Raw genomic sequence first — 13,355 nt, forward strand, 5'->3', positions numbered from 1 at the left:
ACGGGGGGAGGACTTGAGACACACGGCTTCGCCGCTTCACGCGGACTGCCGCTGAAGAGTTGGGGAGGGTGCGAAGCGCCCGGGCTCCGCCCGGAGGTTTTGCAGTTTTGAGTACCGTTTCGACGAAGACGAGCGCTTCGCGTGGAACCGTTGTTCGAGCCGGTAGGCAGTGGTTTTATCACTTAGCCGGTCTGCATTCGCCCCCGACGGGCGGGCCAGGGCGGCGAGCCCCGGTCCCGGACCGTGCGAGTAACCCCCTCGCACCTGCTGACTTGCCCGCCTACCCCCGGCGCCGGAGTTTCGTCGCGACTGAGGCGAACCTGCTCCGAACCGACCGAGGGCGCCCCGAAAGGCGCGGCGGCCAAGCCTTCCCGCTCGACCACCCCCCACCGCCCGTCAGGTCGCCGGCCGACGTCCCTCCCCGTGCGATGGGGTGAGCTCAGTATCGGGCGTCTGGAAGGGGTGAGGACCAAAAAGATCGAGAAACTTCAAGCCATTGATTTTGCTGGGCACGGAAGGCGCCCATGCTCTCACGGCTCTCACGGACCCTCTCCCATGGGGAGAGGGAGGGGCCCAAGCGAAGCTTGGGAGGGTGAGGGGGTGGTGAGTCCGACGGCGCGCCGGCAGGGCGTTGGCGTGAAAACGGTGAGGGTGTAATCCCTCACCCTCCCACCGCTGCGCGGCGGGCCCCTCCCTCTCCCGCTGGGAGAGGGCGCGCTCGACCGACGGCCCATCCGCGACCATTCAGACATCAAAACGCCCGCCCCTCCGATATGGAGAGGCGGGCGTGAGCTTGAGTAGCTCGAAGCCTAGTCTTCCGTATCGCTGGCCGGGGCCAGGCGCGGCGGGGCGCGCATCAGGAAGGCGGGGGTTTCGTTGCCGAAACCGACCACGCGACGGTCGTCGTCGTCTTCGCGGCCGCGGATCGGCTGGACGCCGCGCACCGGCAGCGGCGCGCCGCGCACGGGTGCGCGTTCGGGTTGGTCGCGCGGCGCCGGCGCGCGCTCGGCTTCGACGCGGGGTTGTTCGCTACGTTCGGGGCGACGATCGCGATCGCGGCCACGACCGCGTTCACGGCTGGGACGCTCGCCTTCGATGCGTTCAGGACGCGGCGCACGTTCGGCCTCGACCCGCGGCTGCTCGGCCTCGACGCGCGGCTGTTCGCTGCGTTCCGGGCGACGGTCGCGATCGCGGCCGCGTTCACGACCCCGTTCACGGCTGGGACGCTCGCCCTCGGCGCGCTCGGGACGCGGGGCGCGTTCGGCCTCGACCTGCGGCTGTGCGTCGGCGGCGTCTTCGACACGCGGCTGACGTCCGCGATCCCGCGACGAGCCGCCACGGTCGCGACGGCCCTTCTCGGCGATCGGCGCGACGGGCGCGGCGGTGGCGACGGGCGCTTCGGCCTCAACCGTATCGGCGACGACGGCGCCGGCCTTCTCGCCACGCGGCTTGCGCACGCGGGCCGGACGCTTGGCGGGCTCGTCGCCCGTCACGGTCGCCGCGACCGGCGGGGCGGGCACGCCGGAGATCGCGGCCTCGAAATTGGCGGCGGCGACATCCGAGGGCTCGGTCGGCGCGCGGTTGCGATCACGATCGCGACCCCGTTCGCCGCCACGCGGCGCGCGGTCACGACCGCCGCCGCGCTTGTCGCCTTCGCGGCGCACGGTCACGGCGCCCGAATAGTCGAGGTCGAGCTTCTCTTCCTGCGGGGTCGAGCCGATCAGCTTGACCACCTTGTCGAAGCCCTTGTCGTCGGCCGGGGTGACCAGCATGTAGGTGATGCCCGAACGCCCGGCCCGGCCGGTGCGGCCGATGCGGTGGACATAGTCGTCGGCGTGATGCGGGACGTCGTAGTTGAAGACGTGGCTGACGGCCGGGATGTCCAGGCCGCGCGCGGCGACGTCGGAGGCCACCAGGATCTTCAGCGAGCCGTCGCGGAAGGCCGCCAGGGTCTTCATGCGCTGGCTCTGGTCCAAGTCGCCATGGATGGCGGCGGCGTCGAAGCCGTGGCTCTTCAGCGACTTGGCGACGACGTCGACTTCGGTCTTGCGGTTGCAGAACACGATGCCGGTCTCGATCTGGGCCTTCTCGATCAGGGCGCGCAGCGCCAGGCGCTTGGCCTTGGGATCGGAGGAGGGCACCTTGACCATCAGCTGGGTGATGTTCTCGTTGGTGGTGGCCGGGCGCGAGGCCTCGATCCGCACCGGATCACGCAGGAACTGCTTGGTCAGGCGGGTGATTTCCGGCGGCATGGTCGCCGAGAAGAACAGGGTCTGCTTCTTGGGCGGCGTCATCTTGAAGATGCGCTCGATGTCCGGGATGAAGCCCATGTCCAGCATGCGGTCGGCTTCGTCGACCACCATGATCTGCACGCCGGTCATCAGCAGGCCGCCGCGTTCGAAATGGTCGAGCAGGCGGCCGGGGGTGGCGATCAGCACGTCGACGCCGCGGTCCAGCTTCTTGACCTGGTCGCCGAACGACACGCCGCCGATCAGCAGGGCCCAGGACAGCTTGGTGCCCTTGGCGTACTTCTCGAAGCTGGAGGCGACCTGGTCGGCCAGTTCGCGGGTCGGGGCGATGACCAGGGCCCGGGGCATGCGCGCCTTGGCGCGGCCCGAGGCCAGCTTGTCGATCATCGGCAGGGTGAAGGCGGCGGTCTTGCCGGTGCCGGTCTGGGCGATGCCCAGCACGTCCTGGCCGGCCAGGGCCACGGGAATGGCGGCGGCCTGGATCGGAGTGGCCGTCGTATAGCCGGTGTCTGCGACCGCCTGGAGGGTCGTGGGCGAAAGCCCGAGTTCGGAAAATTCTGTCATGTCACGCTGGTCTGAAGTCCAGAGCCGCCCGTGTTTGGGCGAACGGGCGGCGCGGATTCGCCAAGCCTGCTCCAGAAGCTGGGGATAAATAGGCCCTGGCGGGCCAAAGTCAATCTCTGGCTATGGCGGCGCTCAGGGCGGGCGCCAGATCGCCGCTGGCGGCGACGGCGACGCCTTCGAGACCGAGCCAATCGGCCATCAGAGCCAGCTCGACGGCGAGGGCGGCCGGAGTTCGCGCATTGGCGGTCGGCTCGCGATGGGCCGATATCACCCGCAGGACGCCGGCCTTGCGATCGGCCTTCAGATCGACCCGGGCGGTGATCGCCTCGCCCTGCAGGAACGGCAGCACATAGTAGCCGTGGGTGCGCTTGTGGGCCGGGGTGTAGATTTCCAACCGTATGCGGACGTCGAACAGGCGCTCGGCCCGCTCGCGGAACCAGATCAGGTTGTCGAACGGCGAGAGCAGGGCGTTGGTCTTGACGCTACGCGGGCGGCGGGCGTCCGGGGTCAGATAGGCCGGCTCGCTCCAGCCCTCCACCACGACCGGGATCAGGTCGCCTGCCTCGACCAGTTGCGCGAGGCCGCGCCGGGCGTCGGCCAGGCCCATGCGGAAATAGTCGCGCAGGTCACGCGCGGTGGCCACGCCCATGGCCCGCGCCGCGCGGCCCAGCAGGATGCGATGCGCCTCTTCGCGCGACGGCGTCGGGGCCGACCAGATGGCCGGCGGCAGGACCTTCTCCGGCAGGCCATAGACCCGCTCGAAGGTTCCTCGCCGGGTGGCCGTGGTCAGCTCGCCGGCCCAGAACAGGCATTCGGTCGCGCGCTTGGCCTCGCTCCAGCCCCACCAGCCGCCCTGGCCGCGCTCGCCCAGGTCCAGTTCGCCGGCCGACAGCGGGCCACGCTCGTGGATCGCCGCCAGCGCCTTGTCGATGAACGGCCGATGGCTGGCCAGGAAGGCCGCGACGCCCTTCCACACGCCGACGCCGGCCCGGGCGTCGTCCATCCGCCAGCGCAGCAGCGGCTGCAGGTCGAGCGGCATCAACGACGCCTCGTGGCCCCAGTATTCCAGGAGCGCCGGCTTCCTGCCCCAGGCCAGGTCCTCCAGCAGCGGCCGGGGATAGGCGCCCAGGCGCGAGAACAGCGGCAGGTAATGCGAGCGCGAGACGACATTGACCGAGTCGATCTGCAGCAGGGCCAGGCGCTCGATCGTCGCGATCAGGTGGCGGCGGGACGGCTTGGCCGGGCGCTTGTCGGCGAAGCCCTGCGCGGCCAGGGCGATGCGACGGGCTTGCTTGTGGGACAGGGTCTCGACCATGGCTGGAGTGAGCATGGCCGTGGGTGTGGTGGCAAGCTAGAGCATTTTCGAGCGAAGTGGATGCCGGTTCGCGTGAAGAAAATGCGTTAAAACAAAAACCTAGAGCCCCGGCCTGATGCAATCAGGTCGGGAAACGCTCTAGCGTGCGGCGCACTGCTGACGGATGAAGTCAGCATGGTCGGGCAGGGCGTTGGCCGCGTCGGCGGTGATCTTGCGCAGGTCGGCCAGGAACCCCTCCAGTCGCGGGCCGGACACCAGGTCGGTCATTGGGTGGCGGCCTCGCGGCTCGATCCCCTGGCCCAGCAGCACCTGCAGCCAGCTGGTCTCGAAGAACAGGTCCTCCGGCTCACGGAACAGCCGGCCGTGGGCGCGGAAGATCTCGACCTTGCGGGCCAGTTCGCCGGGGATCGTCATGTCGCGGCAGGCCGCCCAGAACGGCTCGGGCCGCTGGTTGGCCCAGTAGTGCAGCACCAGGAAGTCGCGGATGCGTTCGAACTCCAGCCCGGCCTGGCGGTTGTACTCGTCGATGTCGGCCTGGGCGAAACCCTTGTCGGGGAAAAGGTTGAGCAGGCGGGAGAGACCCGACTGGATCAGGTGGATGCTGGTCGATTCCAGCGGCTCCATGAAACCGCTGGCCAGGCCCAGGGCCACGACGTTGCGGTTCCAGAACGCCTTGCGGCGGCCGGTGACGAACTTCAGCAGGCGCGGCTCGGCCAGCGGCTCGCCCTCGAGATTGGCCATCAGGGTGGCCGTGGCCTCGTCCTCGCTGACATAGCGGCTGCAGAACACGTGGCCGTTGCCGGTGCGGTGCTGCAACGGAATGCGCCACTGCCAGCCGGCGGGCCGGGCGATGGCCTGGGTGTAGGGCCGCAAAGGGCCGGCCGAGGCCGTCGGCACGGCCACGGCGCGGTCGCAGGGCAGCAGCTGCGACCAGTCGTCGTAGCCGGTCTTCAGCGCCTGTTCGATCAGCACGCCGCGGAAACCCGAGCAGTCGATGAACAGGTCGCCGCCCACGGCCTCGCCGCGCTCCAGGGTCACCGATTCCACGAAACCGTCGGGCTCGCGCAGGGTCGCGCCCAGGATCTTGCCCTCGGTGCGGACCACGCCGAGCCGTTCGGCATAGGCGCGCAGGTAGCGGGCATAGAGCGCGGCGTCGAACTGGAAGGCGTAGGCCAGGCCCGGCTGGCGGTCGAAGCGGTTGGCCTTGGCCGCCGCGCCGTTCAGCGAATAGGCCCAGAAGTCGCTGGTCCCGCCGTCCTGGCGATGCTTCAGCCAGTACTGGTGGAAGTTGACCATGCCGAGGTCGCGGCCGACGCCGCCGAAGGCGTGGATGTAGGCGTGGTCCGGGCGGGTCCAGCCGACGAACTCGATGCCCAGCTTGAAGGTGCCCTGGGTCTGGCGGATGAAGTCGTCCTCATCCAGGCCCAACAGGCCGTTGAACAGCTTGATCTGCGGGATGGTGGCCTCGCCGACCCCGACCGTGCCGATCTCGTCGGACTCGATCAGACGGATGGAGACCAGCGGCCCCAGCGCCTTGGCCAGGGCGGCGGCGGCCATCCAGCCGGCGGTTCCGCCGCCGACGATCACCACCTGCCTGATGCGATTGTCGCCCATGCCGCCTCCAGCGCTCCCGTCGGCCTGTTTCGGACCATCCTAGACAAAAGAAGCCCCTGCCGGAGCAGGCCGGGCAGGGGCTTTCAGTTGGGGGGACGGTTCGATCAGAACTTGTAGTTCAGGCCGACGAGGTAGGTCCGGCCGTAGGTCTGGTAGTCGATGACCTGGCGCTCGTCGTAGTTCTGGTAGGTGACGAACGGCTCGTTGTTCAGGTTGTTGACCTGGAACAGCGCCGACAGGCCCTCCAGCGGGCCGCTGTTGAAGGTGTAGCCGATCTGGCTGTCGATGATGGTCTCGTCCTTGACCATCCGGTACTGGCGACCATTGCCGAACGCCGAGACCTCGCCCAGGAATTTCGAGCGATAGCGGTCGCTGACCCGGAACGAGAAGCCGTTCTTCTCGTAATAGACGGTCAGGTTGCCGACGTACTTGGACAGGCCGGGGATCGGTTGGGCCGGATCGCCCGCGTTCGGCTGGATCTTGCTGTCGGTATAGGAGGCGCTGAAGGTGGCGCCGAAACCGTCCAGGATCGGGTGGATCAGGGAGCCGGGGATCGAGGCGGTGAACTCCGCGCCCTTGATCGAGCCGCCCTGGCCGTTCTGCGGAACGGTCAGGTAGCCCTGGCGCAGAACCGGTTCGCCCAGCGTGCTGCCGGTCGGATAGCCGGTGAAGTCGACCAGGACCCGCTCGTCATAGACGTAGGTCTTGAGGTCCTTGTAGAACGCCGCCAGCGAGACATAGGCCTGACGACCGAAGTACTTCTCGTAGGAGACGTCGAAGGTGTCGGCCCGCCAGGGCTCGAGCTCGGGATTGCCGGCGCTGCCGCCCCACGGCGAGGAGTCCAGCGTGGTCTGGTTGCGCAGGCTCTCGTTGTACGAATAGTTCGAGCTGGCGCGCATCTGGTCCATGCGCGGCCGCGCCAGGGTGCGGGCGACAGCGAAGCGCAGGGTCTGGTCGTTGGTCAGATGGAACTGCACGTTCGCGCTGGGCAGGAAGTCGATATATTCCTTGCCGCCGGACAGCGGGCGCTGGACCGTCGTCGTGCCGCTGGTCGAGGCGCCGACCGCCGCCGAGCTCTGGTCGGTGTTGACCAGCTGGAAGCCGAAGTTGCCGGTCACCGGCACGTCGCCGACCTGGGTGTCGAGATTGGCCTTCAGGTAGCCGACGAGGACCTTTTCCTCGACTTCCCAGCTCTTGATCAGCACGTCGGCGTGCGGGTTGCGGGTCAGGTTGTAGGCGCCGCTGGCCACCAGGGCGAACGGGTCATAGCTGACCATGCCCGGGATGCCGATGAAGTCGAGTGAGGTCGAGCCGAGGATGGCGGATGCCGGGATCGACACCGGACCCGGCGCGCCCTTGGCGCTCAGGAACCACTCGTCATTGACCAGTTCCTTGCTGCGCTCGCTGTAGTTCACGCCGAACTCGATGCTGCTCAAGCCCTCGTCGAGGTTGCGCTTGGCGCTGAACCGGGCGGCCTTCAGTTCATCCTCGATGGTCGGCTTGTTGAGGTAGCCGTCCTGGCCGCCGGGCACCACGTCGCCGCCCCAGCCCTGCGGGCTGGTCAGCTTGATCAGGTTGGGGTCGGCGTAGTTCAGCTGTGAGGTGAACTGGGCGACGCCGTCGCCGTCCATCGTGAAGCCCAGGGTGTCGAGGGCGCCGGCGGGGCCGCGGCCCGTGCCGGAATAGGTTTCGAGAACCTGGTCGGTCCGCTCGACCTTCGAATAGCTGAGGTCGCTGTCCAGGACCCATTCGTCGCCGACCTTCAGCGCGTTGTTCCAGCCGAGCGAGGTGATCTTGGCCTTGCGGTCGTTGCCGTCGTTGCGGACCACGCCCTTGACGTTGGAGAACGTGCCCGCCGTGACGAAACCGTTCGCGGTCTGGGTGTTCGACAGGACGGGCGCGGGGCGCGTTCCGTCGCCGCCGCCCCAGGCCAGGGGGAATTCGATGCCGCGCAGGATCTGGCGGTTCTTGAACTCCGAATAGAAGACGTCGAGGGTCGAGGAGAAGTTGTCGGTGGGCTTGAACTCCAGCACGCCCATCACGCCGTCGCGCTTCAGCTCGCTCGACATCACGTAGGGTTTGGCCCCGCCCAGGACCAACGCGCCCGAGCTGGTGGTCGGATAGCCCCAGGCGTTCCAGCGTTCGGCCTGGTAGGGCGACTCCATGTGGGCGTAGCCGATGGCCAGGCCCAGCTTACCGTCCATGAACTGGTCGATATAGGAGATGCTGACGCGGTTGCCGTGGTCGGTCGTGCCGGCGTTCAGGGCGCCGATGTCGTTCCACTCGTAGCGCGCGCCGACCGCGAAGGCTCGCTTGCCGTAGGTCAGCGGGCGCACGGTGCGCATGTCGACCGTGCCGGCCAGGCCCTGGCCGATCAGGCCGGCGTCCGGGGTCTTGTAGACCACGACGCCACTGAGCAGTTCCGACGGATACTGGTCGAACTCGACGCCGCGATTGTCGCCGGTCGAGACCTGTTCGCGGCCGTTCAGCAGGGCGGTGGTGAAGTCGGGCGCCAGGCCGCGAATGCTGATCACCTGGCCGCGGCCGTCGAGGCGCTGGGCGGTCAGGCCGGGCAGGCGGGCGATGGATTCGGCGATCGAGACGTCCGGCAGCTTGCCGATGTCCTCGGCCGAGATCGCCTCGACGATCGAACTGGAGGACTTCTTCAGGGAGATCGCGCCCTCGATCCCGGCGCGGATGCCGGTGACGGTGATTTCCTCGACGGTGTCGGCGCTGGGCGCCGGCGCTGCGTCTTGCGCGTGGGCCGCGCTAGCGGCCGAAAGCAGCAGCACCAGCCCCGTGGCCGCACCGCCCATCAGTCGCGCACGGCGCGGCGTGAAACTCGACGTCATGAGATCCTCCCTCCCTAAGGCTCTCGCGGTTGCGCCGCGATGATCCAGGCTTCGTTCCGCAAATTACTGCAAATTGCTGCAATCAATGCAACTGCAAAAATGGACAAAATGTAAGATGTGGCTTTTGGGTGGGTCTCGCCGTCCCTTCAATCGGGCTTGGCGGGCCACGTTTGGCGGCTATTGGTTGTTTCTGATCTGATGACTGCGATTGACAGGCCTGGGTTGGTTTTGCAAATCTATGCAAATCGGCGAACCGGCGTGTAATCGATCGGTGTTCGACCAGGGTGGAGGCCAGGGGCATGCGAATCCGCGGGGCGCGGCGACGGCGATGGGCGGCGACGGCGTCCCTTCTTGCCATGGCGCTCGCCGCCGGCGCGGCGCAGGCCAGGACGCCTCCGATGAGCGCCAGCGACGCCTATCGCGCCCGCGCGCCGCAGGACGAGGTCATCTATTTCGTCCTGCCCGACCGCTTCGCCAACGGCGATCCGCGCAACGATCGCGGCGGCCTGGCCGGCGATCGGCTGAAGACCGGCTACGACCCGGCCGACAAGGGATTCTACCATGGCGGCGACCTGAAGGGGCTGACCGCCAGGCTCGACTACATCCAGGGCCTGGGCGCGACCACGATCTGGCTTGGGCCGATCTTCCGCAACAAGCCCGTGCAGGGTCCGTCCGGCCATGAGTCGGCCGGCTATCACGGCTACTGGATCACCGACTTCACCGACGTGGATCCGCATTTCGGCACGCGCGCCCAGCTGAAGACCTTCGTCGACGCCGCCCACGCGCGCGGGATGAAGGTCTATCTGGACATCATCGCCAACCACACCGCCGATGTGATCCAGTATCGCGACTGCCCGGCCGCCGGCTGCGACTACCGCTCGAAAGCCGACTATCCCTATGTGCGCAAGGGCGGACCAAGGGGCGCGGCGATCAACGACGGCTTCCTGGGCGACCAGGCCGGACGGCAGACGACCGAGAACTTCGCGCGCCTGACGCGGCCCGACTACGCCTATGAGCCCTACGTTCCCAAGGGGGAGGAAGCGGTCAAGGCGCCGGCCTGGCTGAACGACCCGATCCATTACCACAACCGCGGCAACAGCCGTTTCGCCGGCGAGAGCTCGACCTATGGCGACTTCGCCGGCCTGGACGACCTGGCCACCGAGAATCCGCGCGTGGCGCAGGACTTCATCGACATCTACGGCCAGTGGATCGACGACTTCGGGATCGACGGCTACCGCATCGACACCGCCCGACACGTGAACCCGGAGTTCTGGCAGGCCTTCGTGCCGGCCATGCTGGCCCGGGCCAAGGCGCGGGGCATCCCCAATTTCCACATCTTCGGCGAGGTCTATGAGACCGAGCCCGGCATGCTGGCCAAGTTCACCCGGGTGGACGGCTATCCGGCCGTGCTCGACTTCGCCTTCCAGGCCACGGTGACCGACGTGGTCAACGGCAAGGTCGGGACCGACCGGCTGGCGAAGCTGTTCAGCCAGGACGCCCTCTATCAGGGTGGCGAGGCGGCGGCGCGGCAACTGCCGACCTTCCTGGGCAATCACGACATGGGCCGCATCGGCCATTTCGTGCGCGCGGCTCATCCCGAGGCTTCGAATGACGAGCTGTCGAAGCGCGTGACCCTGGCCCACGCCCTGCTGATGTTCACACGTGGCGCGCCGGTGATCTATTACGGCGACGAACAGGGCTTCACCGGAAGCGGTGGCGACCGGGACTCCCGCCAGGACATGTTCCCCAGCAAGGTGGCCGCCTATAACGGCGACGTTCTGATCGGCGGCGCGGCGGCGGCGGGCGATCACTTCAAGACCGATGCGGCGCTCTACCAGGCGATCTCGGCGATGGCGCGGCTACGCGCCGCCGATCCGGCCTTGCGCGGCGGCCGACAGGTCGTCCGGGCCTCCGACGACAAGCCGGGGCTGTTGGCGATCTCCCGAACGGCCGGTTCCGGGGGCGAGACCCTGGTGGTGTTCAACACCGGCCAGACGGCGATCGCCGCCCAGGTCGAGGTCGACGCGACCTCGCGGGCCTGGCGCGCGGTTCACGGATCCTGCGCGGCGACCGCCACGGCGCCGGGCAGCTATCGGGTCGAGATCGGCCCGCTCGACTACATGATTTGCGTATCGGAGGGTGGCCAGTGACGGTCGAGACTCTTTTCAAGCCGGCCATCGACCTGGCTTTCGACCGAGACTGGTGGCGTGGAGCGGTGATCTACCAGATCTACCCCCGCAGCTTCGCCGACTCCAACGGCGACGGCGTGGGCGACCTGCCGGGCGTCACGGCCCATCTCGAGCATGTCGCGTCGCTGGGCGTGGACGCCATCTGGCTGTCGCCGTTCTTCACCTCGCCGATGAAGGATTTCGGCTATGACGTCTCCAACTACGAGGACGTCGATCCGATCTTCGGCGCATTGGCCGACTTCGACCGCCTGATCGACAAGGCCCATGCCCTGGGCCTGAAGGTGATCATCGACCAGGTGTTCTCGCACACCTCCGACCAGCACCCCTGGTTCAAGGTCAGCCGCGAAGACCGCGCCAATCCGCACGCCGACTGGTACGTCTGGGCCGACGCCAAGCCGGACGGTTCGCCGCCCAGCAACTGGCAGTCGGTGTTCGGCGGGCCGTCCTGGACCTGGGACGCCCGGCGCCGGCAGTACTATCTGCACAACTTCCTGTCGGCCCAGCCGGACCTCAACGTCCACAACCGCGAAGTCCAGGACGCGCTGATCGCCACCTCGCGGTTCTGGCTGGAGCGCGGGGTGGACGGTTTCCGCTTCGACGCGATCAATTTCGCGATGCACGACCAGAAACTGACCGACAACCCGCCGATCCTGGACGGCGGCGGCAAGCGCAACCGGCCGTTCGACTTCCAGCACCATCTCTACAACCAGTCGCACGCCGACATTCCGGCCTTCCTGACCCGGTTGCGCCAACTGGGCGAATCCTACGGTGGCCGCTTCATGGTGGCCGAGGTCGGGGGTGAGCAGGCCGAGAGCGAGATGAAGCTCTACACCCAGGGGCCCGATCGCCTGCACAGCGCCTATGGCTTCCTCTATCTCTATGCCGACACGCTGAGCCCGGACCTGTTCCGCCAGGGCGCGGCCATGTGGCCGGGCGCCGAGGGACAGGGCTGGCCGTCGTGGACCTTCTCCAACCACGACGCGCCCCGCGCCGTATCGCGTTGGGCCCAGGGTCGCGACCTCAAGGCCTTCGCAGACATGGCCCTGCTGCTGCTGGTCGCCCTGCGCGGCAACGTCTTCATCTACCAGGGCGAGGAACTGGGCCTGCCCCAGGCCGAGGTGCCCTATGACCGATTGCGGGACCCCGAGGCGATCGCCAACTGGCCGGAGACCCTCGGCCGCGACGGAGCCCGCACGCCGATGCCGTGGGTGGCCGTCGCCGCCCACACCGGCTTCTCCAAGGTCGAGCCCTGGCTGCCGATCGATCCGTCGCACATCGACCTGTCCGTCGATCGCCAGGAGCGCGACCCCGACTCCACCCTGAACCTGGCCCGGCGGGTCATCGCCCTGCGTCGGAAGTTTCCGGCCCTTCGCGCGGGCGACATGACCCTGGTCGAGGCGCCCGAGCCGCTGCTGGTCTTCAAGCGCGGGGAGGGGGAGGACCAGGTGCTGTGCGCCTTCAACCTGGGTTTCGAGGCCGTGGCGTGGGCCCCGCCGGCGGGTTGGCGCGTTGTCGAAGGCGTCAACCTGGCGGGCGAGGGGCGCCTGCCGCCGATGGCGGGGTTGGTCGCCGTGAAGGCCTAGGAGCGCTTTCGAGCTTCGATGTCGGATCGGGCGTTGGTCCCGCGTCCTTGAAGTGTCGCGACACGACATGGAGGAGAGCCGACATGGACGGCAATACCCAAACGCTGACCCCCGCCACCGAACTGGCCGCGCGGAGCCCGGTCCGGTTTCCCAACGAGAGCGCCGAGTACCGCGCCGCGCGCACGGCGCTTCTGGCCGAGGAACTGGAGCTGCGCCGCCACATCGAGCGCGTCGCCGCCCAGCGCCGCGCCTTGCCGCCCGGCGGCGAGGTGCGCGGCGACTACCGGTTCCAGGGCATGGATGGCTCGACCGACTTCGCCGGCCTGTTCGGCGACAAGGATACCCTGGCCGTCTACAGCTTCATGTTCGGCCCGCAGCGCGAACGGCCGTGCCCGATGTGCACGGCGCTGCTCGGTCCGCTGGACGGCAACGCCGCCGACATCGACCAGAAGATCTCGCTGGCGGTGGTCGCCCGTTCGCCGGTCGAGCGGCTGGCGGCCTTCAAGCAGGAGCGCGGCTGGCGCAACCTGCGGCTCTACTCCGACCTCAACGACAACTATTCCCGCGACTATTTCGGCCTGTTGCCGGACGGGTCGGAAGTCCCGGCCTTCAACGTCTTCACCCGCAAGGACGGCGTGATCCGCCACTTCTGGTCGGGCGAGATGACCGGCGACAGCGCCGATCCCGGCCAGGACCCGCGCGGCGCGCCGGATCTGTCGCCGCTGTGGACCGTGCTGGACATGACGCCGGGCGGGCGAGGCGGGAAGTGGTATCCGAGCCTGGATTACTAACTTCCGGTTCCAAGTCCGCAGCCACCCCACCGTTGTCATCCCGGCCGAAGGGCCGCGAAGCGGACCGCAGAGCCGGGACCCAGGGGCCACCGCTGTGCGCCGGCCCCTGGGTCCCGGACAGCCTCTGCGAGGCTTCCGGGATGACAACTAAAGGGAAGCCTCTGATGTCGTCGGAACTTTCCAGCGGCGCATCGAGCG

7 protein-coding genes and 1 pseudogene are annotated in these 13,355 nt (G+C 68.2%); 4 read left to right on the forward strand and 4 right to left on the reverse strand.

All coding sequences use genetic code 11. The features are described from left to right. Positions 1–809: 809 nt before the first annotated feature. From ASD79_RS11770 to ASD79_RS11785, 4 genes are all read right to left on the reverse strand, one after another. Positions 810–2,813: a DEAD/DEAH box helicase gene (locus ASD79_RS11770; protein ID WP_056721804.1), complete on the reverse strand. Its 2,004-nt coding sequence runs from the start codon at positions 2,811–2,813 to the stop codon at positions 810–812. Between the two features lie 109 nt (positions 2,814–2,922). Then, a complete protein-coding gene (locus ASD79_RS11775; protein ID WP_056722604.1) occupies positions 2,923–4,128 on the reverse strand; it encodes a winged helix-turn-helix domain-containing protein in 1,206 nt (401 codons plus the stop codon). A gap of 138 nt (positions 4,129–4,266) precedes the next feature. Continuing rightward, a complete protein-coding gene (locus ASD79_RS11780) occupies positions 4,267–5,742 on the reverse strand; it encodes a tryptophan halogenase family protein (RefSeq protein WP_056721806.1) in 1,476 nt (491 codons plus the stop codon). Positions 5,743–5,846: 104 nt separating this feature from the next. Continuing rightward, positions 5,847–8,594 (reverse strand): TonB-dependent receptor, encoded by a 2,748-nt coding sequence (locus ASD79_RS11785; RefSeq protein ID WP_056721808.1) that lies wholly within the window; start codon positions 8,592–8,594, stop codon positions 5,847–5,849. A gap of 356 nt (positions 8,595–8,950) precedes the next feature. Between ASD79_RS11785 and ASD79_RS11790 the strand changes: the two genes are divergently transcribed. From ASD79_RS11790 to ASD79_RS23885, 4 genes and pseudogenes are all read left to right on the forward strand, one after another. Then, complete coding sequence (locus ASD79_RS11790) at positions 8,951–10,744, forward strand: alpha-amylase family glycosyl hydrolase (protein WP_235524427.1); 1,794 nt, start codon at positions 8,951–8,953, stop codon at positions 10,742–10,744. Next, the gene (locus tag ASD79_RS11795) at positions 10,741–12,366 is read left to right on the forward strand and encodes an alpha-amylase family glycosyl hydrolase (protein WP_156400475.1); all 1,626 of its coding nucleotides are present in this window, start codon (positions 10,741–10,743) and stop codon (positions 12,364–12,366) included. Before ASD79_RS11790 ends, ASD79_RS11795 begins: the two co-directional genes overlap by 4 nt. A gap of 83 nt (positions 12,367–12,449) precedes the next feature. After that, positions 12,450–13,157: a DUF899 family protein gene (locus tag ASD79_RS11800; RefSeq protein ID WP_056721812.1), complete on the forward strand. Its 708-nt coding sequence runs from the start codon at positions 12,450–12,452 to the stop codon at positions 13,155–13,157. Between the two features lie 33 nt (positions 13,158–13,190). Then, positions 13,191–13,308, forward strand: a pseudogene (locus ASD79_RS23885) (hypothetical protein); the annotation flags it as partial. Between the last annotated feature and the right edge of the window lie 47 nt (positions 13,309–13,355).

This window comes from Caulobacter sp. Root655, assembly GCF_001427665.1.
Taxonomy (GTDB): Bacteria; Pseudomonadota; Alphaproteobacteria; order Caulobacterales; family Caulobacteraceae; genus Caulobacter.